Source organism: Chromatiaceae bacterium (assembly GCA_016714645.1).
Classification (GTDB): Bacteria; Pseudomonadota; Gammaproteobacteria; order Chromatiales; family Chromatiaceae; genus M0108.
Map to the genome: position 1 here is coordinate 960,623 of JADKCI010000001.1, position 20,655 is coordinate 981,277.

Annotated in this window: 18 protein-coding genes; 9 read left to right on the forward strand and 9 right to left on the reverse strand. The window is 66.4% G+C overall.

Annotation, left to right across the window (positions count from 1 at the left end):
• Positions 1-58: 58 nt before the first annotated feature.
• Complete coding sequence (locus IPN92_04455; protein MBK8637555.1) at positions 59-1,657, forward strand: beta-(1-6) glucans synthase; 1,599 nt, start codon at positions 59-61, stop codon at positions 1,655-1,657.
• Here the strand turns inward: IPN92_04455 and IPN92_04460 are convergent.
• The 4 genes from IPN92_04460 to IPN92_04475 all read right to left on the reverse strand — a co-directional run bounded on the left by IPN92_04460 (position 1,629) and on the right by IPN92_04475 (position 9,083).
• Positions 1,629-2,000, reverse strand: a complete 372-nt coding sequence (locus IPN92_04460) for a hypothetical protein (protein MBK8637556.1) — start codon at positions 1,998-2,000, stop codon at positions 1,629-1,631. The genes IPN92_04455 and IPN92_04460 overlap by 29 nt on opposite strands.
• A 146-nt stretch (positions 2,001-2,146) precedes the next feature.
• A complete protein-coding gene (locus IPN92_04465) occupies positions 2,147-2,929 on the reverse strand; it encodes a TerC family protein (protein MBK8637557.1) in 783 nt (260 codons plus the stop codon).
• An 83-nt stretch (positions 2,930-3,012) separates the two neighbouring features.
• Positions 3,013-7,122 (reverse strand): translocation/assembly module TamB domain-containing protein, encoded by a 4,110-nt coding sequence (locus IPN92_04470; GenBank protein ID MBK8637558.1) that lies wholly within the window; start codon positions 7,120-7,122, stop codon positions 3,013-3,015.
• A gap of 2 nt (positions 7,123-7,124) precedes the next feature.
• Complete coding sequence (locus IPN92_04475; protein MBK8637559.1) at positions 7,125-9,083, reverse strand: outer membrane protein assembly factor; 1,959 nt, start codon at positions 9,081-9,083, stop codon at positions 7,125-7,127.
• A gap of 188 nt (positions 9,084-9,271) precedes the next feature.
• Between IPN92_04475 and IPN92_04480 the strand changes: the two genes are divergently transcribed.
• On the forward strand, positions 9,272-10,159 hold the full coding sequence (locus tag IPN92_04480; protein MBK8637560.1) for a phosphoribulokinase: 888 nt from the start codon (positions 9,272-9,274) through the stop codon (positions 10,157-10,159).
• Positions 10,160-10,207: 48 nt separating this feature from the next.
• Here IPN92_04480 and IPN92_04485 read toward each other — a convergent pair whose 3' ends face one another.
• Together IPN92_04485 and ppk2 are read right to left on the reverse strand one after the other, a co-directional pair.
• Complete coding sequence (locus tag IPN92_04485) at positions 10,208-10,435, reverse strand: phosphatase (protein MBK8637561.1); 228 nt, start codon at positions 10,433-10,435, stop codon at positions 10,208-10,210.
• Between the two features lie 24 nt (positions 10,436-10,459).
• On the reverse strand, positions 10,460-11,545 hold the full coding sequence (gene ppk2 / locus IPN92_04490; GenBank protein ID MBK8637562.1) for a polyphosphate kinase 2: 1,086 nt from the start codon (positions 11,543-11,545) through the stop codon (positions 10,460-10,462).
• A gap of 371 nt (positions 11,546-11,916) precedes the next feature.
• Between ppk2 and rpsT the strand changes: the two genes are divergently transcribed.
• The 3 genes from rpsT to hemF all read left to right on the forward strand — a co-directional run bounded on the left by rpsT (position 11,917) and on the right by hemF (position 13,560).
• On the forward strand, positions 11,917-12,180 hold the full coding sequence (gene rpsT / locus IPN92_04495; GenBank protein ID MBK8637563.1) for a 30S ribosomal protein S20: 264 nt from the start codon (positions 11,917-11,919) through the stop codon (positions 12,178-12,180).
• Between the two features lie 114 nt (positions 12,181-12,294).
• The gene (locus IPN92_04500) at positions 12,295-12,633 is read left to right on the forward strand and encodes a cupin domain-containing protein (protein ID MBK8637564.1); all 339 of its coding nucleotides are present in this window, start codon (positions 12,295-12,297) and stop codon (positions 12,631-12,633) included.
• Positions 12,634-12,636: 3 nt separating this feature from the next.
• Positions 12,637-13,560 carry an oxygen-dependent coproporphyrinogen oxidase gene (hemF, locus tag IPN92_04505; protein ID MBK8637565.1) on the forward strand — a complete coding sequence of 308 codons (924 nt, stop codon included), beginning with the start codon at positions 12,637-12,639 and terminating at the stop codon, positions 13,558-13,560.
• 138 nt (positions 13,561-13,698) lie between these two features.
• On the opposite strand, the gene IPN92_04510 is transcribed toward hemF, so the two are convergent.
• Complete coding sequence (locus IPN92_04510) at positions 13,699-14,142, reverse strand: thioredoxin family protein (protein MBK8637566.1); 444 nt, start codon at positions 14,140-14,142, stop codon at positions 13,699-13,701.
• A gap of 161 nt (positions 14,143-14,303) precedes the next feature.
• Here IPN92_04510 and hemB point away from each other — a divergent pair, with 161 nt between their 5' ends.
• Both hemB and aroE read left to right on the forward strand, forming a co-directional pair.
• Entirely contained in the window at positions 14,304-15,317 is a 1,014-nt protein-coding gene (gene hemB, locus IPN92_04515) for a porphobilinogen synthase (GenBank protein MBK8637567.1), read from the forward strand.
• Between the two features lie 3 nt (positions 15,318-15,320).
• On the forward strand, positions 15,321-16,187 hold the full coding sequence (aroE, locus tag IPN92_04520) for a shikimate dehydrogenase (protein ID MBK8637568.1): 867 nt from the start codon (positions 15,321-15,323) through the stop codon (positions 16,185-16,187).
• Between the two features lie 165 nt (positions 16,188-16,352).
• On the opposite strand, the gene IPN92_04525 is transcribed toward aroE, so the two are convergent.
• Positions 16,353-18,329: an SEC-C domain-containing protein gene (locus tag IPN92_04525; protein ID MBK8637569.1), complete on the reverse strand. Its 1,977-nt coding sequence runs from the start codon at positions 18,327-18,329 to the stop codon at positions 16,353-16,355.
• Positions 18,330-18,564: 235 nt separating this feature from the next.
• Between IPN92_04525 and IPN92_04530 the strand changes: the two genes are divergently transcribed.
• Together IPN92_04530 and IPN92_04535 are read left to right on the forward strand one after the other, a co-directional pair.
• Positions 18,565-19,176: a cytochrome c4 gene (locus tag IPN92_04530; GenBank protein MBK8637570.1), complete on the forward strand. Its 612-nt coding sequence runs from the start codon at positions 18,565-18,567 to the stop codon at positions 19,174-19,176.
• 150 nt (positions 19,177-19,326) lie between these two features.
• On the forward strand, positions 19,327-20,088 hold the full coding sequence (locus IPN92_04535) for an endonuclease/exonuclease/phosphatase family protein (GenBank protein MBK8637571.1): 762 nt from the start codon (positions 19,327-19,329) through the stop codon (positions 20,086-20,088).
• Here the strand turns inward: IPN92_04535 and IPN92_04540 are convergent.
• Complete coding sequence (locus tag IPN92_04540; GenBank protein MBK8637572.1) at positions 20,079-20,633, reverse strand: hypothetical protein; 555 nt, start codon at positions 20,631-20,633, stop codon at positions 20,079-20,081. The two genes, IPN92_04535 and IPN92_04540, sit on opposite strands and share 10 nt — an antisense overlap.
• Positions 20,634-20,655: the final 22 nt, after the last annotated feature.

Sequence of the window (20,655 nt, forward strand, 5' to 3'; positions counted from 1 at the left end):
CCTTTATGGCCTCGCGTCCCTAAGCATCCGTATCCGTCCCTCTTGCAACAGGTTCCCGATGAAGCTCCCCCTTAGTCTCTACGCGCTCTCCCTGCTGGTGGTCACGGCTCTTTGGTGGGGATTGGGCCGGCCGGAACCCATGCCAACCCTAAAAGGCGAGGCGAGCCAAACGCCCTGTCTCTCCTACGCGCCCTTTCGCGGCGACGAGAGCCCCCTCGTCGGCGACATCCAGATCGATCCGGCGCGCATCGCCGCGGACCTGGGCCAACTGGCGACCCGCACCGGCTGCATCCGCACCTATGGCGTCAATCATGGTACCCATCTCGTGCCGGAGCTAGCCAAACAGGCGGGACTGAAGGTGATGCTGGGCATCTGGCTCGCCCCGGAGCGTGACCGGAATCGCACGCAGATTGATACCGCCATCGGTCTGGCGCAACGCTATCCCGAGGTCGTGTCCGCGGTGGTGGTCGGCAACGAGGTGCTGCTCCGCGGCGAAATGACCCCCGCCGACCTCGGGGCCACCATTCGCGAGGTCAAGGCCGCCGTGCCGGTGCCGGTGACCTATGCGGATGTCCCGGAATTCTGGCTGCGTCATCCCGACCTCGCCAAGGACGTGGACTTCGTCACCATCCACCTCTTGCCCTACTGGGAGGACTTCCCCACCCCGGTGGCGGGCGCGGTCGCCCATGCGGAGGCGACACGCCAGAAAATCGTGGCCCTGCTGCCCGATAAGGAGATATTCATCGGCGAGATCGGCTGGCCGAGCGCGGGACGGATGCGGGATGGGGCCACGCCATCGCGGGTCAATCAAGCCCGTTTTCTCCATGAGGTCATGGCCTTGGCCGACCGGGAAAAGTTTGGCGTCAATCTGATCGAGGCCTTCGATCAGCCTTGGAAGCGCCAACGCGAGGGCACGGTCGGCGGCTACTGGGGCCTGTTCGATGCCGAGGGGCGCGCGCCGAAATTCGCCTGGGGCCAGCCGGTATCGAACCATCCCTTCTGGCCCTGGCAGGCCCTGATGGGCGTCCTGCTCGTAACCCTCATCTTCCTGGCCGCTGGCTGGTCGGCCCGGCGCACGAGCGGGGCTACGACGGCCGCCTGGTTTGGCGTCGCGGCCATCGCCCTGGTGTCAGGCACCGCCATCGGGTTGGCCGTCGAGGCCATGTGGGTGGAGAGCCTGGGTCTGTCCGGCTGGATCGGTTCCATGGCCTGGGTGGCGGTGGCGGCTCTGGCACCCATCTCCGGCGCGGGGGCACTGATGGTACGGCAAGGGGTGCCGCCGCTCTATCGGGTGATGGGCCCAGTGGCCCGCTGGCCTCGGGACCGCTGCGCGGTCGCCGCGGGGCTGGCCCTGGCGGCCCTGGTGGTCCTGACGATCCAGACGGCGCTGATGCTGGTGTTCGACCCGCGCTATGTCGATTTCCCCTACGCCCAACTCATCGGCGGGCTCATACCCTTCCTGGTGCTAGCGTTGCGCCGGCGGCAAGGCTCCAGCTCCAGGCCCCTGGCGGAAAAGACCGCCGCCACGATCCTGGCGCTGGCGGCGGTTTACATCCTGCTCAACGAAGGTGTAGCCAACTGGCAGGCCGTAGGCTTCTGCCTTGCCCTGGCGGTGCTCGCCCTTACCCTTATGATCGCGCGGGGCGAGCCAGACTGAGCACCAGCAAACCGACCGCCAACCCGGCCATGTCGCCATTCTGCATCACCAGTCCAAAGCCGGCGGCACCGAGGGCGAGGGCGAAGAGCAGGACCGACGGCCAGAATAGATGCAGGCAGGCCGCCACCACCGCCACCGCGCCGAAGGCCCCTTGGTTGAAGAGCAGGATGGCGAGATTCATGGTCGAGCAGAGCCAGGTATCCAGGCCCTCCTGACAGGCCAGAAAGACATGGGTGTTCTGAATGACCATATGGCGCAGATAGTAGGCGTAGAAGACCGAGCCGAACCCGATCGCGATCAGCCAGTTCATCTGGCGGGCACTGGGCTGGAAACAGGATTTCATCGCAAGCTCTTCTTCAGGCATCAAGATTCATGGAAGCCCCGGAACCGGAGGCCGGGGCCGACCTCGGCCCAAGGCTGACCCTCTCGGGCGTGAAACCGGGTCCCTTGCCTGGCGCCAGGCCTGACAAGGGATCTGACAGGGCCATGTCAGGCTATGTCCTGGCGGGGCACCTCGGGAGCATCCTCCTCCAGCCACTTGCGCAGCTCCACCGGCTTAGCTTTGGTGCGCATCCGCATATTGACCATCTCCACCCCCAGCGAGAAGGCCATGGCGAAGTAGATGTAGCCCTTGGGGATGTGCAGGCCGAGGCCCTCGCCCACCAGGGCGAAGCCGATCAGGACCAGGAAGCTCAAGGCCAGCATCTTGATGGTGGGATGAAGGTCCACAAAGTCGCCAATGGTTTTGGCCGCGAACATCATGACCCCCACCGCCAGGACGATCGCGATCACCATCACCGGGACTTGACTGGCCATGCCGACGGCGGTGATGACGGAGTCGAGGGAAAAAACGATGTCGATGATGGCGATTTGGACAACGATGGACACAAAACCGGCCCCAGCCTTGCCGGCCAGGGAGGGCTCGCCCGCCTCGGGCCCCTCCACGGCCTCGTGGATCTCCATGGTGCTTTTGAAGAGCAGGAAGAGTCCGCCCAGAATCAGGATCAGGTCCCGCCCCGAGATTTCATGCCCCAGGATGATGAACCAGGGGGCAACCAGCTTCATCATCCAGGCCAGGGAAAGCAGCAGGGCGATGCGGGTACCCATCGCCAACGCCAGACCGATCACCCGTCCCCGCTGGCGCTGATGCTCCGGCAGCCGGCCCACCAGGATGGTGAGGAAGATAATGTTGTCGATACCCAGTACGATTTCGAGCGCCGTTAGGGTCGCCAGGGCCAGCCAGGCCTCGGGCAGAAAAATCCAGTCAAACATCCAAATCTCCCTCCGGTTGAAGGCGTAAATGATAACGCAATAATCCGTCCGCTCGGCGGCCCTATCCTCCTCGGGAAAGGATTTCAGTATTCACGTTCGTAGGCGATGCCGGCGCGGGAACTGCTGCTTGCGCCGATATCGGTCTCGAGGCGGAGGCTGGGAGTGAGTTCGATGCGCAGGACGCCCTGGGTCTCGCCGGCGCGGGTGCCTTGGCGGGCGCCAAGATAGACACGTTCGGAGAGCTGGCGGCCCGCCTCGGCGGTGGTGCCCCCGTCCTTGTCGGTGCCGACGCTCAGCCTGTCGAGCCCCAGGGTGGTGCGGGCGCTTTCCAGGAGACCGGGCCCCTTGGGGCCTAGCCCGGCCAGGCGCGCGGCGGCGAGGCCCACCTGCGCCGTCTGCCAGGGCGAAAGGCGGGTGCCGGCGACGCCGAAGAGGAGGCGGGACAGAATCTCGTCCTGGGGCAGCTCGGGCTCCCCACTTAGGACGATGCGCGGTTCGGTCGCCGTGCCTTTGACGCCAAGGATGGCGGTGCTGCCCGCTGCCGTTACCCGCGCCTCCAGGTCCAGGGTGGGGTCCAGCCCGGCGGCACCATCCAGGCCGATGCGGCCACGGCTGAATTTCAGGGTCTGACCGACCAGGATGTACTCGCCGCGGATCAGGTTGAAGCCGCCGGCGATGGCGGGCTGGTCCAGGTTGCCGCCCACTTGCAGCTCTCCCCCCAGTTCGGCGTCCACGCCCTTGCCACGGATATAGACGCCGCGGGGGGCGGCCAGGCTCAGTTCCAGACCCATCTGGAAGGGCACTGCGGGGGTTGCCGCTTGCGGAGGCTGGGCGCGAGGTTGGCGAGACACGCCCTCTTCGCGCACCGTCAGGATGGGGACGCTCGCCGCCACGCGTTCGGGCAGACGGATGTCGATGCGGTCGAAGTGGATCTTGCCCGCCAGGGTCGCCCCGGCGGCGGGGCCCTTGAGACTGAGATCGGCATCGCCCCTGAGCTTCAGCCAGTCGAAGCGGATGGGCTCGGCGTTGCGGGCGACCAGGCTCAGGTTCAGGGGCAGGCCCGGGGCGAGCAGGCCGATGTCGCCGGAGATTGTCAGGGTGCCGCTGCCGGCCTGGCCGGACAGGCCCTCCAGATGCAGCCGGTCGCCATCCAGGATCAGATTGCCGGCGATGTGGGTGAGGTTGAGTCCCGAGTTCCAGTCGCGATAGGCGACCCCGGCGAGGCCTAGCCGGCCTTCGAGCTTGGGCGCGGCCAGGGTGCCGGCGATGCGGGCATCGAGGTTGGCCTGACCCGTGGCCTGACGGCCAGCGGGGGTGAGCAGGGGATCCAGGAGGCCGAGGTCGATGTGGCCGTCCGCGCGCAGGGCGAGGACGCCGGGGGCCAGGGGCAGGGTACCGCCGACCTGGCCGCGCAGCCGCAGGTTGCCTTTAGGCCCCATTTGGGCACTGACATCCAGGGCGTTGGCGCCGGGCTTGAGGGTCAGGTTGGTATCCAGCCCGGCGGGAGGCATCCCGAAGCCGTTGTCCTCGGTCAGTCTTAGGCTGCTGCCCTTGAGGCTCAGGCTGCCCGCCGGGGCGTCTGGCTGGCCCTTGAGCTTGACTTGAGCGTCGAGGAGACCAGCGGCGACGGGTCTGCCGGCGAGGGCGGCGATCCTTTCGAGGGGCAGCTTGACCAGGCTGGCCTCCAGGTCCAGCTCGGGCAGCAGGCGGCCCCTGAGGTCGAGGGTGCCGGTGCCCAGCCCCAGCCTGAGATGATCTACCGCCAGGCCATCCTTGAAATCCACTGCCGCGGGGGCCAGCAGACGCAGGGTCTCGCCATTGGCCTGGGTCTCCAGCTTGGTGAGGGACAGCCGGTGGCCAGGGATGTCCAGACCGGCCGCCAACCCCAGGCTGGCGGCGCCCAGGGGGGAGGTGGTCAGGCGGGAGGTAGCCGTCAGGTCCAGGGCGCTCTGTTGGCCCTTGGCGGTCAGGGTCAGGTCCCCCGCCACCTCGGGAGCGGTCAGGCCATCAACCTGGAGTCGGGCCTCGATGCCGGCCAGGGCCGGGAGATCGGCTACCTTACCCTCCAGGCTGACCTGGCCGATACCGATGGCGCTGGGTAGACGCAGCCCCTTGCCCGTGGCGGTGAGATTGGCCTGGGTCGCGGTCAGGTTCAGGCGCAGATCGAGGCTGCCGGCCAACTCCTGACCCAGAAGCGGCCCCAGGTCGGCGAGACGGCTGGCCTCCAGCTTGAGTTCGCCCTGGGGCAGGGTGGCGCCCGTGGGCAGGTGCATTTGGCCGCTGGCGGTGATTCCGGCTAGATGGCTGCCGTCGAGGGTGAGGTTCAGTGCGCCATTCGCCGCGCGGTCAGCCAGGAGGCGGAGGGCGAGGGGCTGGCCACCCCAGTCGCCGCCCAGGCTCAGGTCGCCACTCGCCTCGCTCAGGTTGGCCGCGAGTTGGCCAGTGACCTTGGCGGCACCGAGTTGGGCATGACGGGCGTCCAGGGTCAGGTTGGCACTCAGGTCGGAGGCCGCGGGGGTGGCGGCATCCGCGTGACTGGGCGGTGGCCAGCCCGCGAAGGTGCCCTCGGCCTGGAACCGGCCGGTCCAGTCGCTGGCCAGGGCGGTGAGGTCGGGCAGGTCCAGGGACCAATGCAGGGCTTGGTGGGGTCCCGCCGCGCAGTCGCTGGGCGGCGCCAGCGGGGGCGCATCCGGGCCCGATCCCTCCGCACCCGACTCTTCGGCGGCACAGCCGGTGGCTAGGACCTGTAGCTTGGCGCCATCGATGCGGGCGCTGGCGAGTTGCCAGGTACCGTTCACCGGGGCGGCGGTCACAGCCAGCCGGGCTTCGGGGCCGAGGAGGCCCAGGGTCGGGCCGGGTGCCCGGGTAAGATGTACCTCGCCGCTGGCTGCCAGTCGGGGCGAGCGGCCGGCGGCCTCGCCGAGGGCGAAATCAGCGACGACCTGGACCTTGCCGGCCAGGTCTTGTCCCGTCAGGATGGCAAGCGTGGTGAGATCGGCCAGGGTGAGGGTCGCCTGTCCCGACAGCTCCTCCAGTTTACCCTGGGACGAGAATTGGGCGATGGGGTGATCGAGGTCGAGGCGGAAGGGTTGGCCCGGCTCCCGGGGCGCAAGTTCGGCGGTCAGGCGCAAGGGCTGCTCGGCGAATTCGGGCGGGGCCTTTGGGATGCGGGCGCCCTTGGCCTGGCCTTCCAGTCTCACGCCCTGGGCATCGCCTTCCAGGTGGGCCGTCAAGCGGGACAGCCCCGATTCGCCGTAGTCCAGACCCGTTGCCTCCAACTGGGCCTGGCCCTGGGGCGCACTCCAGGGTCCATTGAGATCGGCCTCCAGGTGAATAGCCTGCCAGGCCATGGTCGCGCCATCCGGTAACGCCAGGGACATGGTCGGTAGCTCGGCCCGCAGCTTGAGGTTGGCGGCGGACTGGGTCTGCAGATCGAGCTGGCCAGCCGCCGTGGCCTGGAGGGGGCCCGCCGCCAGGTCGGCCGTGAGGGCGAGGGCGGTCCAGGGACCCGTGCCCTTGGCCGCTAGTTGCCAGCGATCCACCTCCGGTGGCAGCCGCACGCCCTGGGCACGGAGGAGGGCGCTGATCAGGCCCGCGGGGTCCTCGTGGATCTGGAGGTCGAGGCGGAGGTCCGCGGGGCTGGCCGTCAGCGCCACCTGGTAGCGGTCCGCGCGGCCGGGGATCTCAAGGGCGACTTGGGCCGAGAAGTCATCGAGACGGGTCAGGGTCCCCTGGCCCGTGACGCTCATGGCGGGCGCCCCGGGCGCCACTTGCCCCAGGGTCAGACGCTGGACGGCGAGGTGGCGCAGGGCCAGGGGGGGCGGTTGGAAGGGTGTTGAGGTCTCCGTGCTCTCCGCGTAGGCGGGGAGCCGGTCCAGGGCCAGGGTCGTCGCCGTCAGGGCCTCGACCTGGATCTGGCCTCGCCAAAGCGGCCAGGGGTTCAGGTCCAGGGCCACCTCTTCAACCAGGAGCCAGACGCCCTCGGCGTCGCGGATTTCCAGCCGGGCCAGGCGTGGGTTCAGGGGCAACTGGCCCGCCAGGCCCTCTACCTGGACCAGGCCGCTGCTCAGGGGGCCGATCTGGCGGGCAATGAAGTCCCGCCCCGGCCCGGTGTTGGCGGCCCCCCAGAGGGCGGCGACCAGGAGGAGCGGCAGGCTGGTCAGAATGAGGAGGAGGCGTACCAGGCGGCGCATGGTCAGTAGGCCTGGCCGATGCCGATGTAAACCTGTACCGCGGGATCGTCCGCCTCATTGTTCAGCGGGGTGGCGAGATCCAGCCGTACCGGCCCCACGGGGGTGTGATAGCGGATGCCGGCGCCTACGCCGATGGCCCAGGTGCCGGTGCCGGGAAAATTCAGGTCGGAGACGGCACCCGTATCGGCGAAGATGGCGCCACCCCAGTTCCCCCACAGGCGTTGGCGGAGTTCCAGACTGGTTTCCAGCAGGTTGCTGCCCCCCTTGGGCTGGCCCGTGAGGGTTTGGGGACCGATGGATTGGTAGGGGTAGCCACGGACCGAGCCGCCGCCACCAGCGTAGAAGCGCCAGTCCGGGGGCACTTGATCGGCCGAGGCGCCAAAGATGCGGCCAATGGACAGGCGGCCGGCGACGATGGTCCGTCCCGATTCCCGCTGGGCGCTGGTGAGGCGCGTCAGGTCCAGGTAGGCGGTCCCGGTGGTGCGCAGGTGGATGAAATTACTGGCGTCGCCACTCAGGACCTGGGTCGGGGCAACCCGGGCGTCTAGACGCGCGCCCTCGCGGGGATCGAGGAGGTCGCCGGCCCCATTGTATTTGAGGGTCAGGGGCAGGAAGGCCAGGTGGTAGTCGCGGGTGATGTCGTCCTGGGTGATCCGGGAGCGCTCCATGCCGACGCCCAGGCCGGCGCTGAGGTTTTCGCTGAAACGCCGTTGCAGGGAGACGCCGGCGGAGATGGCGTCCCGATCGTAGGCGTCGAGGAATTCACGGACCGCGGCCAGGTCCAGGTTCAGGTCGTCATTGCGCCGCCAGATGTCGGGTTTGACGAAGGCGGCGCTGACGAGATAGCTGGGTTCGGTGGTATAGGACGCGCCCAGGGTGCCGATATCGGCGCGCAGGGTCAGGCGTTCGGCGCGGCCAAAGAGGTTGCGATGGGTCCAGGAGGCCGAGACGCTGCCGCCCTCGTCGGACGAATAGGCCCCAGCGAAACGCAGCACCCGTGGGGGGCGTTCGGTGACCTCCAGGGTCATGGGCAGGCGCCCGAAGGCGTCGGGTTCCGTGCCAGGGATGAGGCGGGCACTGGACAGGACGCCGCTGTCCGTGAGTTCCCGTCGCGCTCGCTCCAGACGGCTGGGGCTATAGAGCTCGCCAGGTTCCAGACCCAGGCGGCGCTGCACATAGTCCTCCTTGAGCCTATCCAGCCCACGGATGGTTACGGGGCCGATGGCGAGGCGCGGGCCCGGGGTAGCGGTGTAGGTGACGTCCATGGTCCGGGTGGCGTGCAGGACGATGACCTCCGGCGCGGGTATCGCGGCGAGGGCATAACCCTCCTCGCGCAGGGCAGTCAACAGGGCCTGGCCGGCGGCGAGCACGCTGGCGGCCAAGGCCGGCTGGCCGGGCTCCAGGGTGAAGGCGGCGCGTGCCTTGGCCGGTATCTCGCCGTCGAGACGGACCTCGCCCAGGTGGTAGAGGGGGCCGAGATCGATCGACACCTGGACGGGGATGGGGGCGGTCGGGGTCGTCGTTGCCTCGGCACTGGCCTCGAGACGCGCCACCAGGTCCGGTTCGTCGAGGGGCAGGCCGTTGAGGCGGATGTCGATGTAGGCGTCGTAGTAGCCGAAACTGCGCAGCACGTCGTCGAGGCGCGGCAGGTCGTTGTTGGCGCGGGAGCCCAGGGCGAAGGCCCCGGCCTTGGCCTCCTCGCGGAGGCTGGCGAGGAGGGATGCGTCCAGCAGGGCCTGGTCCATGGCGGCATTGCCGGTCGGCTTGAGGGTCAGATCGTAGGGCATGACATCGGCGGCGGGGACTGCGGTCATGAAGATCAGCAGAAGGAGGCCGATGAGCCAGACGCTTGGGCCGGGTCGGGCTGGGGAGCGGTGATGCCCGCGCCAGGGCCCTCCCCAGGGCGCCGGGTGCGCGCCGGGTGCGTGGGTGGTCATGGCGGGGCGGAGGCCTTCAGTCATTTCGTGCGGATTTCTCGGGCTGAATCTTGCCGGCGCCTGCAACCACCGCAGGAGTTAGTACTTGTTGGGACAGGGCTGGGAGACGATGATACCCCAAGGGGCGTGAAAAATATCGCGCTTCACTTGAAGGTTTCGGGCCAACACGCCCGACTTCGGTAACGACAACACGAGAGCATGAGGACGACAGTATGTCGAGAAAGCACCCCATCCTGGCGGTGACCGGTTCCTCCGGCGCCGGCACCAGCACCGTTAAGAACGCCTTGGAGCATATCTTCAAGCGCGTTGGCGCGCGCGCCGCCTTCATCGAGGGCGACAGTTTCCATCGTTTTAATCGCAAGGAGATGCGGGCGGAACTCAAGCAGGCCAAGAAGGATGACCACCATCTGAGCCATTTCGGACCCGAGGGCAATCTCTTTGACAAGCAGTTGGAGTTATTCCAGTCCTATGGCCGTTCGGGCGCGGGTGAACGTCGCCACTATGTCCACGACGAGGAGGAATCCAGCCTGTACGGCGCGGAGCCAGGTACCTTCACTGACTGGGAGCCCATACCGCCGGACACGGACCTGCTCTTCTACGAGGGGCTGCACGGCGGCGTGGTCGCTGGGGATATCGACCTCGCCAAGGAGGTGGACCTGCTCATCGGCGTGTGCCCGACCATCAATCTGGAATGGGTGCAGAAGATCAACCGTGACATGGCTGAACGTGGCTACCAGCCCGCGGATGTCATGGACACCATTCATCGCCGCATGTATGACTACATGCACTACATCCTGCCCCAGTTTGCCCAGACGCACATCAACTTCCAGCGCATCCCCCTCACCGATACCTCCAATCCCTTCTGCGTGACCAATATCCCGACGGCGGATCAGAGCCTGGTGCTCATCCATTTCCTCAAGGATAAGCCAGACGTGGAGTACAAGCTTCGCCTCAAGGGGCTGATCGAGGGGGCCATGATCACGGGCTTCAATACCCTGGTGATTCCGGGCGGCAAGATGATGTATGCCATGGAGTTGATCTTGACCGAGCGCATCATGGCCATGATGAAGCGTCGCGGTCACCTTGATAAGTTCGAGTGAGCAGGGCGGGGCGGGTTGCAATCAACCCGCCCCGCCCATTCCGGGCCCTTAGTCGTCGTAATGCTCAGCCCCGCGGCGGATCTTGCGGACGGACTTCTCCAGGTCATCGGCCACCTTTTCCACCGCCGAGAGGACGGAGTTGGTGATGGCGGAATTGATCAAGATGGCGAGTTGGTCGAAGTCTTCGTCGGTGAGGGCCTTCTTGGCCTCATCGTCGATGACTTCCTTGAAGCCCTTGACTACCTGCTTGGCGTGTTTTTCGTAGCGTGTCGACATAGCCTTATGGCGTCTCCCTGGGTTTTAGAGCGAAGCGGGATTCAGATGTTGGATCTGCGGTGCGACCACGATCTCGGGGTCAGGAAGGCAGGCGACCGCCGGATTACGATTCGGGTAGGGGCTCTTGGCGAGCAGGAAGCGCATCGCATTGATACGGGCCCGATTTTTATCGTCGGACTTGATCACGGTCCAAGGGGAGTCCGCCGTGTGGGTGTAGAAGAACATGTTTTCCTTGGCGCTGGTGTATTCATCCCAGAGGTCCAGGGAGGCCAGGTCCATGGGGCTCAACTTCCACTGTTTGAGCGGGTCGTGCTCGCGGGACTTAAAGCGCCGCAACTGCTCCTTGCGAGTGACCGAGAACCAGAGTTTATGTAGGCGAATGCCGCTGCGGACCAGCATACGTTCCAGTTCCGGGGTCTGGCGCATGAATTCCAGATACTCGGCTGGGGTGCAGAAGCCCATGACCCGTTCCACGCCAGCGCGGTTGTACCAGGACCGGTCGAAGAAGACGATCTCGCCCGCGGCGGGCAGATTCTCAAGATAGCGCTGATAGTACCACTGGGTGCGCTCGCGTTCGCTGGGCTTCTCCAGGGCGACGACGCGGGCGCCGCGGGGGTTGAGGTGCTCCATGACGCGCTTGATGGTGCCACCCTTGCCGGCGGCATCGCGGCCCTCGAAGCAGACGATGACGCGTTCGCCGCTCTCCTTGACCCAATTTTGCCATTTGAGCAACTCGATCTGGAGATCGAATTTCATCACCTCGTATTCAGCCGTCGGTAGCTTCTTCTTGTAGGGATAGTAGGCCTCGGCCTCCTTCTTGAGGGCCTTCTCATCCACCTGGATGTTCACCAGGATATTGGGCGGCTTTTCTTTTTTGGTTTCCTTATCGGCTTTGTCGTCCTTTTCAGCCTTCTTGGGCTCGGCCGCCTTGGCGGCCTGCTTCTCCGCATCCTTGGCATGCGGTTCCTTCGCCGGGGCGGCCTTGGCCGCTGGCTCCTGGTGCTCGCTTTCCTGAGGGTGCGCGGCGCTGGCCGTTGCGGCGGCCGTGGCACTGGCGGCGTGCGTCGCCGCGGATATTTCGGTGGTCGGCTGGACCTCGTTTTCAGACATCATCTGCCTCCGCGTGCATGTCGTGCATGTATCGACTGGAATTTTTATGGGGGTCTCAAGGGGAAACCCGGATGGCCCGCGCGGGCGGCTCGGGCAAAGTCACGGAACGGTAATAGTAGAGCATCCTACCCATATGGCCATCAAAAATTCGGGTCCCGGGGTGTTAAACGCGGCTAAATTCTTCGAAATGGTCCAGATAGCGCATTGGGGAGCCAGTTGGCGGGAGGGTGTGCCGGCCGGTGCCGGTCCGCCTGGGCCGAGGTGGGAATGACAAATATCCAGGGCTCGGTTGACAGAGGCACGCTGCTTAGGGACAATGCTCGGTCTTGAATTTCGCCCCGCGAGTCTCACAGGATTTTAGGAGATACCAGTTGGCCAACTCCCCCCAAGCCATCAAGCGCGCCCGTCAGTCCGAGCAGCGCCGCCAGCACAATGCCTCTCGCCGTAGCGCCATGCGCACCTACGTTAAGAACACGCTCAAGGCTATTGCCGCGGGTGACAAGGAAGCTGCCATGGCGGCCTTCAAGCTAGCGGTGCCCTTCCTAGACCGCGCCGCTGGCAAGGGGCTAATTCACGCCAACAAGGCCGCCCGTCACAAAAGTCGCATCAATGCTCGCATCAAAGCGATGGCCTGAGGATTCTCGGACCCGGCTGTCGCCCCATCGATCGGGGGCGGCGCACACTAAAACCGACCTTGTGTCGGTTTTTTTGTTGGGGCCTAACGATGAACTGGAGGGTCTTACCTTGCCATGAACCCCGTTAATTTCTTTACCAATTCGCCTGCCCCTGTCTTCGGGGAGTCCTGCGAGGATCTCTGGCGCCAGGCCAATCTGCGTGTCGAGCGGATCAGCAGCAGCGCCTCCCCGGACCCTGGTCTCTACGACCAGGAACAGGATGAATGGGTGATGCTGGTGGAGGGCCGGGCGGTACTGGAGGTAGCCGGGAGGCGAGTGCCTCTGAGTCCGGGTGATCACCTGGTCATTCCCGCCCATACCCCGCACCGGGTGCTGGAGACGCACCCCGAGCCCCGCTGCCTGTGGCTGGCGGTCCATTTCTATCCCGCCACCACGGCCAGCGCGAGGGCCTGAATCATGACCTCCAGGCCCGATGCCAACGCCGTCAAGGATTACCTCCTGGCGCTTCAAGACCGGTTGACCCAGGCCCTGCGGCAAGAGGATGGTAACGCCGATTTCATCGAGGAGACCTGGCGGAGGCCCGGCGGGGGGGGCGGCCGTAGTCGGGTTCTGCGCGGGGGCGACCTCTTCGAGCAGGGTGGAATCAATTTTTCCCAGGTCTTTGGGGCCAGTTTGCCGGCCTCGGCGACGGTGCGGCGTCCGGAACTGGCGGCCAGGGCCTATCAAGCCATGGGCGTTTCCCTGGTCATGCACCCCCGCAATCCTTACGTGCCTACCTCCCATCTCAATGTGCGCTTCTTTATGGCCGAAAAGTCGGGTGCCGAGCCGGTCTGGTGGTTTGGCGGCGGCTTCGACCTGACCCCCTATTACGGTTTCGAGGAGGATGCCATCCATTGGCACCGGGTCGCCCGCGCCGCCTGCCTGCCCTTTGGGGCCGAGGTCCATCCTCGTCTGAAGCGCCAGTGCGACGAGTATTTTTTCCTCAAGCATCGCGACGAGCCACGCGGCATCGGTGGCCTCTTTTTCGACGATTTCGATGAAGGGGGCTTCGGGCGCAGCCTGGCCTTGGTACAAAGTGTCGGCGATCACTACTTGCCCGCCTATCTGCCGATCGTTCAGCGGCGCAAGGACCTGGCCTGGGGCGAGCGGGAGCGGGCCTTTCAGAAATACCGCCGGGGCCGCTATGTGGAATTCAATCTGGTCTATGACCGGGGCACACTGTTCGGGCTGCAATCGGGTGGCCGGACCGAATCCATCCTCATGTCCCTGCCGCCAGAGGTGAGCTGGCGCTATGGCTGGCAGCCCGAGCCCGGGTCGTCGGAGGCGGCGCTCTACGACAGATTCCTGGTGGCGCGGGACTGGCTGGCCGAGGCGGCTTGATTGACAGTTCGTCGCAAGGGCTTGGGAGCCTTCCTGAAAGATCGATACGGGCTACCCTCGGCGGGGCTCCAGGGCCGACGTTGGTCGCCCGGCCCGATCGCGGGGTGATAGCGGTATTGCCGAAAAGCACCTTAGGCATCAGGCCCCGCCCCCGGTGGGGGCTGCGTCCAGATGCTCCCGCAACCAGTCGCGGATCTGGGCCGTCGAGCGGGCACCGCTGAAGCGGCACTGCTCCTCCCCGTCACGGAAGAGGATGACGGTGGGGAAGCCGCGCAGCCGGTAATGCCCCGCCAGCTTCATGTTGTCACCCTCGTCAACCTCGACCTTGGCCAGGCGGATGGCCGTCTGGCATTCGGCCACCGCTCGTTCCAGGTGAGGCGTCAGGGCGTGACAGGGGCCGCACCAGTCGGCCCAGAAATCCACCAGGATGGGTCCCTCCCGTGAGGCCCCGATCACCCGCTCCTCGAAATCCGGGCGATCGACGGCGAAGCTGTTGGGGTGCCGGGGCTGAGGGCCATGGACGTGCGGGTGGTCGTGGCGGTGATCGTGACGGTGGTCTGCGTGGCTATGATGCTGGAACATGGCTGAGGCTCGTGGCAATTCGGGGTTGGGCTAGTGCTAGCTGGCGGTCAAGGGTAGGATATTTTCCCAAGACGGGTGAGTGGCGCGGGACGGGCAAGGGTCCCGAGTCTAAACTCGCCGTTTCGTACCTACCGCAACTTCTCGCCATTATGGACTCGCCCATGACCTCTGATAACCCTTCCTGCCCCGGTTTCCCCGCGCTCCGCCCGCGCCGTATGCGCCGCGATGTCTTTACCCGCCGGCTGATGCGCGAGACGCGGCTGGGACCAGAAGACCTGATCTACCCCGTCTTCATCCTGGAAGGCGAGGGCCGGCGCGAGCCGGTGGCCTCCATGCCGGGGGTGGAGCGCAAGAGCATCGACCTCTTGCTGGTGGAGGCCCGCGAGATCCTGGATCTGGGCATCCCGGCCATCGCCCTCTTCCCCGTGACCCCGCCCGAGGCTAAGTCCGAGGACGCTCGCGAGGCCTTCAATCCCCAGGGCCTGGCCCAACGGGCGGTGCGTGCCCTTAAGCAGGCCCTGCCGGACCTGGGCGTTATTACCGACGTCGCCCTCGATCCCTTCACCACCCATGGCCAGGACGGGCTCATTGATGCCAGCGGCTACGTGCTCAATGACGAGACAGTGGCGGTCCTGGTCAAGCAGGCCCTGTCCCATGCCGAAGCCGGAGCGGACATCGTCGCGCCCTCGGACATGATGGATGGGCGTGTCGGCGCCATCCGCGCCGCCCTGGAAGGGGCGGGTCACATCCATACCCGCATCCTGGCCTATTCCGCCAAGTACGCCTCCAGCTTCTACGGTCCCTTCCGGGACGCCGTGGGCTCGGCGGCCAATCTGGGCGGGGGCGACAAGTATAGCTACCAGATGGACCCGGCCAACACGGACGAGGCCCTGCGCGAGGTCGCCCTCGACCTCCAGGAGGGTGCCGACATGGTCATGGTCAAGCCCGCCCTGCCCTACCTGGACATCGTGCGGCGGGTCAAAGAGCGATTCGGCGTGCCCACCATGGCCTATCAGGTCAGCGGTGAATACGCCATGCTCAAGGCTGCGGCCCAGAACGGCTGGCTCGACGAGCGCGCCGTGGTCCTGGAGTCCCTGCTGTCGATCCGCCGCGCCGGGGCCGATGCCATCCTCACCTATTACGCCAAGGACGCCGCCCGCTGGCTGCAAGGCTGAGCCATGACCGACCGCTATGCCGTCATCGGCAACCCCATCGCCCACAGCAAGTCGCCGCTGATCCATGCCGCCTTTGCCCGCGCCACGGGCCAGGATCTTGAATATGGTCGCATCCTCGGCGATCTGGCGGACTTCGCGGGCGAGGTGCGGCGTTTTCTGGACAGCGGCGGCCAGGGGCTCAATGTTACCGTGCCTTTCAAGGAGCAGGCCTGGGAGCTGGCCGACGAACTCAGCCCCCGGGCGACCATCGCAGGGGCCGTCAACACCCTGATCCGGCTGCCCGATGGCCGGCTGCGGGGGGACAACACCGATGGGGTCGGCCTGGTCCGTGACCTGGGCGGCAACCACGGCTTTGTCTTTCCGGGCCGGCGGGTGCTCCTGGTAGGTGCGGGTGGGGCCGCCAAGGGCCTGCTGGAGCCCCTGCTGGAGACCGGGATCGCGGAACTGGTGATCGCCAACCGCACGACCGGGCGGGCCCTGGCCCTGGCCACCCTCGGCGAAAACCTGCGCGCCAGGCAGGGCTGGGAATGGGGAAAGGTGCGCGGCGGCGGCCTTGACGAGCTAGAGGGCGAGGGTTTCGACCTCATCATCAACGCCACCTCCGCCGGCCTGGGCGGTTCCTTGCCGGCGATAGCGGACGGCTGCCTGGCCCCCGGGGGCTGGACCTATGATCTTGTCTATGGTGATCGGGTCACCCCCTTTTGCCGCTGGGGCCAGGACCGCGGCGCCGCTCGGGTCCTGGACGGCCTGGGGATGCTGGTGGAACAGGCCGCCGAGGCCTTCTGGCTGTGGCGGGGCGTGCGACCCGGCACGGCCCCCGTCATCGCTGGCCTGCGCGATGGCACCCTGGGGCCCCAGGCGACCCCCTGAAGCCGGCGTCCGCGGGTCTCTGGGGCTGGGTTGCCCCGCCGCTGAGTCACGATTGAGAAACGGGTGACTCAGGCCCGGCGACCACCGCATCCGCATTAGCCCGCCGGCACCACAAAGAGGTACCGGCCTGTTCGGAACCCTTAACCTTTGCCTGCCCGACGGCGCTTAACCCGCCTGTCGGCGGAGCCAGTCCAGCAGCCCCGGCTCGGCCTCCCAGACATCGAGCATGGACTCGCGATAGAACCAGGCCGTCTCGGCGCTGGCTGGGCTGGGCCCTGGCTCCCGCGCGCGCGGGCGGGCGACCCGTTTCTGGGTCAGGTAGCGGGGGATGAGAGGCAGCTGGCTCTGGGCGCGGCGCAAAGCTTGCTGGGCTTGCCGGGACGAGCCCTGGCGGAAGAGGGCCAGGACCTCGCCATAGGCCAGGTCCACCAGGCGGTCGCTGGGAAAGCGTCGGGCCAGGGCCAGGGCCTGTTCGTCCTCGCCGTGGCGGAGGTAGTCATTCATGAGATCGGCACGGATGCCGTGATGATCGCGGGGATTGAGCCGCAGCAGTCGGTGCAGGCTGGCGACGGCCTCCTCTTCCTGGCCGGCTTCGCTCTGGGCGAGGTAGAGTCGGAACAGGAGGCGCAGTGCCGGGCGATTGTCCGCCAGTTCCCAGGGGAGGTTCCGGGGGTCCTCGTCCGGCAGCACCCGGGCCAGGATCGACTGGGCCCGCTCCAGCAGGGGCACGAGCAGGGCGCGCGCGATCCAGGGTAGGGCGCTGTCCGGATGGACATAAATAGCGGTGACCAGGTCGTCGAGGATGTCGAGGCTGTCCGCCGCCTCCGGCTGGCGGTCGAGAAAGGCCAGCCAGTCCGCCTCTTCCCGCTCTTCCTCCTCCCAGGGGTTGGTGGCGGTGGCGATCGGCATGAGTTGCGGGCCGAGGGGTTTAGGGGCCGGGAAGGCGGTCTGCCACTGGGTCTCCAGTGCCGCCAGGTCGGGCGGCGGGAGCAGGCGCATCTGGTGGCGGGGCTCGGGAGCTGGCTGGGGATAGCCCACGGCGTCCCGCTCCGCGGCGGGGGTGGCGGCCAGGGGTTTGACGTCCCGCGTCTCCAGGATGGCCGCCTCCAGCTGATAAAGCGGGAGTGGGCGCTGGGCGTTAGCCCTGGTCCAGTCGCGCAGGTCCATGAGGCGGTGGTCGATGACGGCCGACTGGCTGGTCATGAGGGCATCCTGGGGATCGCGGCCGGCCTGCTCCAGGAAATCAAAAATCCCGGCGTCCTCCTCCCCCGAACGGCGCAGTTTGTGGCGCCAGAAGAGGGCGCGATCCCGGGCCAGGCCTTCCTCGTGCTGGGTCGCCAGCAGGGCAATCTCCAGCAGGGCGGTGCCGGGATTATCCGGGGCCTCGCGCTGGGTCTGGGAGAAGGCCAGTCGCGCCTCGGCGAAGGCGCCCTCGTCGATATGGATGGTGCAGAGGCGCTGCCAGGCGGCGGCGCGCAGGCCGCGACAGGGGTGCGCCCGCATGCGATCCAGGAAGGCGCGTTTCTTCTTCCAGTGATCGCGGCGGTCATAGGCATCGCAGAGGATGTTGAGGGCCTGCTCGCAGCGCTCGTCCAGCTTGGCGGCGGCGCGGTCATCAAAGAGGGCTTCGAGCAGGGCAATGGCGCGGCCGGGCTTGTCCTCCATCAGCCAGCGTTCCGCCGCTAGCCCCAGCAGGTGCGGTGGCACCTGGCCCGAGGCCAGGGCCTTCTTGAAGAGGGGCTCGCCCAGTTCCGCCAGCAGGAGTTCCCAGAGCAGGTCGGGGGGCATCTCGGGGGCGTCCTGGATCGCGCCGCAGCAATGACCATAGAAGGCCCGTGAGCCGCAGGGGCAGGGCATGGCGTCATCCGGCGCGGTCAGGGGCTGGGGATGAAAGCCCTGTCCCGGCAGGGGAGTGGCGTTCCAGATAGCGCGAGCCAGTAGAAAGGCCAGCCGGCGATCCTCGCCGGGGCCCAGGTCGGGTTGTTCCCGGTTGAGGATGGGCGTCAATTCGTCCTGGGCCCAGCGCAGGAAGCGCATCGGATGCTCGTCCTCCAGGATCCGCTGGAGACACAGGAGCAGGATCTGCTCGAAAGGGCCATCGTCCTCGGAAGGAGGTTGTTCTGGCGGTCCTGGGCTGAACATGGCGAACTCCCTGGCGGGGGCGGTTAGGAAGGGTATTTTAACCCGGCGCCCGGGACTATGACCGCGGGAGGATGGCGAAAGGTGGAGGCCCCACCGGCCCCCGTGAAAATTTCCGCCGGGCTGGCCAGATTGACCACTTCGGCCCTGATCTGCTATACAATCGCCAATTTCCGCCGGGCAGTAGTCCGTTCGGGCGGCCGCGACGGGTTTCTCTAACTAGAAACGGGCAATTGACATGAAGAAGACATGGCTGACCACGGTCGCCGTTGCGGCGGTATTCCTTTCCACGGGCGTTCAGGCGGCGGGCGACGCCAAGGCGGGAGAGGCCAAGACCGCTGTCTGCATGGCCTGCCATGGCCCCGCAGGTAACAGCCTGGTGCCGACCTGGCCCAAGCTGGCCGGTCAGCATCCTGAGTATATCTACAAGCAACTGATGGACTTCAAGTCCGCCGCCCGCGTTAACGAGAGCATGAGCCCCCAGGTCCTGACCCTCAATGAGCAGGATTTTGCCGACCTGGCCGCTTATTATGCCGCGCAGACCCAGACCGGCGGCACCACGGATCAGTCCGCGGTGGAACTCGGCGGGCGCATCTTCCGGGGCGGCAACGCCGAGACGGGCGTGCCCGCCTGCACCGGTTGTCATGGCCCGGCGGGTGCTGGCTTAGGCCTCGCCAAATTCCCGCGCCTGTCCGGACAGTACGCGACCTATGTCGAATCCACCCTCAAGCTCTACCGCGACAGCCTTCGCGCCAACGATCCTAATGGCATGATGCGCGGCGTCGCCGCCCGGATGACCGACGCCGAGATCGCCGCCGTGTCCCAGTATGTTCAGGGTCTGAGCCAGTAAGGCAAACCCACCGGGGGCGCGGCTCCCGGAACCAGCGCCACGCGAAAGGGCAGCCATCCGCTGCCCTTTCTCATTGGGGCCAGTCCTCTTTCGGGGTATCCTCCCGCTTATTGGCCAGATCCCATCTTCCCCCTCCTTCGAAAGGACGTCATGCAGCGGATCAAACTGCTCAGCTACAACATCCAGGCGGGAATTCACACCCGTCAATATCGCGAATACCTGACCAAGAGTTGGAAACACCTGCTGCCCCACCGCGAGCGGCAGGTCAACCTTGGGCGCATCGCCAGCCTGTTGGGGGACTTCGACCTGGTGGGTTTGCAGGAAATCGACGGGGGCAGCCTGCGCACCCGCTTCATCGATCAGATCGAATATCTCGCCGAGGAGGCCCAGTTCCCCTTCTGGTATCGCCAGGTCAACCGCGACCTCGGCAAGCTGGCTCAGCACGGCAACGGCGTCCTCAGCCGGCTTCGCCCGGCGCGAGTCGTCGAGCACAAGCTCCCCGGCCTGCCGGGGCGCGGCGCCGTCATCGTCGAGATGGACCTGTCCGATGGCGCCCTGCTGGGCGTCTGCATCCTGCACCTGGCCCTCGGCTGGCGGGCGCGCAGCCGCCAGTTGCGCTACATCGCCCAACTGACCGAACGCTATCCCTACCTGGTGGTCATGGGGGATTTCAACTGTGGCTGCCGTAGCCGGTCCCTGCGGCAACTGGTGCGGGAGTCCGACCTGCGTGGCCTGGATTGCGAGCTCAAGACCTTCCCAAGCTGGCAGCCCAAGCGCCGCCTGGACCACATCCTCGTCTCCCACACCCTGCGCATCCTGGATGTCGAGGTCCTCGATTACCCCCTCTCCGACCATTTGCCCCTGAGCATGACTATCGGCCTGCCGGAGGGGATCGTTGTTGATCAGTCTTGAATGAAGAGGCATCGCCAAGGGCTGGCGGTAAAGGTCGTAAGAGCCGCTTGAAAACCTGGAGTGGGCTCTGCCTCGCCGGGGAAGACCTCCTCCACCGCGATGAAGCTCCGGCCGTAACCGGCCTTATCCCGCCAGTCCCAGTCCCAGGCCGGATGACCAGAGCCGCAGGTGGGGCAGGCCAAGTATTTGTGCTCACGGCTCTCTAAGATCCGAGCCCAGTCATGATGAAGAGCCCGACAGACGGGACAGCGTGGCGGGCGGGTGTTGCGGCCCTGGAGTAAGGTCGGTCGCGGCAGGGGGCCAAGCAGGCGCACATGGGTGAAGGGGTCACCATCGGGTCTCGGCTCCAGTGAGAGATTGACTGAGCAGCCGGCAAAGGTCAGCAGGCCCAGGAAGTTCGTCCCGACAACAAAGGTGCTATCCATGCCAGGCAAGGGCTCGCCAATGAAGCCAATAGCCTTCAGGTCGGTTTGTAGAGCAGCGGCATCGATCGCCAGCATAGGGTTGGCGGGCGTCAGTAGCAGGCGCCCAGTATGGATGCGCATGGAATCTCTCCTTTTCGCCATT

Bases quoted from the DNA above. Each gene is read 5' to 3' on its own strand.
- IPN92_04480 (MBK8637560.1), top strand. From the start codon at position 9,272: ATGTCGAGAAAGCACCCCATCCTGGCGGTGACCGGTTCCTCCGGCGCC.
- aroE (MBK8637568.1), top strand. From the start codon at position 15,321: ATGACCGACCGCTATGCCGTCATCGGCAACCCCATCGCCCACAGCAAG.
- IPN92_04525 (MBK8637569.1), bottom strand. From the start codon at position 18,329: ATGTTCAGCCCAGGACCGCCAGAACAACCTCCTTCCGAGGACGATGGC.
- hemB (MBK8637567.1), top strand. From the start codon at position 14,304: ATGACCTCTGATAACCCTTCCTGCCCCGGTTTCCCCGCGCTCCGCCCG.
- IPN92_04530 (MBK8637570.1), top strand. From the start codon at position 18,565: ATGAAGAAGACATGGCTGACCACGGTCGCCGTTGCGGCGGTATTCCTT.
- IPN92_04470 (MBK8637558.1), bottom strand. From the start codon at position 7,122: ATGCGCCGCCTGGTACGCCTCCTCCTCATTCTGACCAGCCTGCCGCTC.
- IPN92_04485 (MBK8637561.1), bottom strand. From the start codon at position 10,435: ATGTCGACACGCTACGAAAAACACGCCAAGCAGGTAGTCAAGGGCTTC.
- IPN92_04540 (MBK8637572.1), bottom strand. From the start codon at position 20,633: ATGCGCATCCATACTGGGCGCCTGCTACTGACGCCCGCCAACCCTATG.
- IPN92_04465 (MBK8637557.1), bottom strand. From the start codon at position 2,929: ATGTTTGACTGGATTTTTCTGCCCGAGGCCTGGCTGGCCCTGGCGACC.
- IPN92_04510 (MBK8637566.1), bottom strand. From the start codon at position 14,142: ATGTTCCAGCATCATAGCCACGCAGACCACCGTCACGATCACCGCCAC.
- IPN92_04455 (MBK8637555.1), top strand. From the start codon at position 59: ATGAAGCTCCCCCTTAGTCTCTACGCGCTCTCCCTGCTGGTGGTCACG.
- hemF (MBK8637565.1), top strand. From the start codon at position 12,637: ATGACCTCCAGGCCCGATGCCAACGCCGTCAAGGATTACCTCCTGGCG.
- IPN92_04460 (MBK8637556.1), bottom strand. From the start codon at position 2,000: ATGAAATCCTGTTTCCAGCCCAGTGCCCGCCAGATGAACTGGCTGATC.
- IPN92_04500 (MBK8637564.1), top strand. From the start codon at position 12,295: ATGAACCCCGTTAATTTCTTTACCAATTCGCCTGCCCCTGTCTTCGGG.
- IPN92_04535 (MBK8637571.1), top strand. From the start codon at position 19,327: ATGCAGCGGATCAAACTGCTCAGCTACAACATCCAGGCGGGAATTCAC.
- IPN92_04475 (MBK8637559.1), bottom strand. From the start codon at position 9,083: ATGACTGAAGGCCTCCGCCCCGCCATGACCACCCACGCACCCGGCGCG.
- ppk2 (MBK8637562.1), bottom strand. From the start codon at position 11,545: ATGTCTGAAAACGAGGTCCAGCCGACCACCGAAATATCCGCGGCGACG.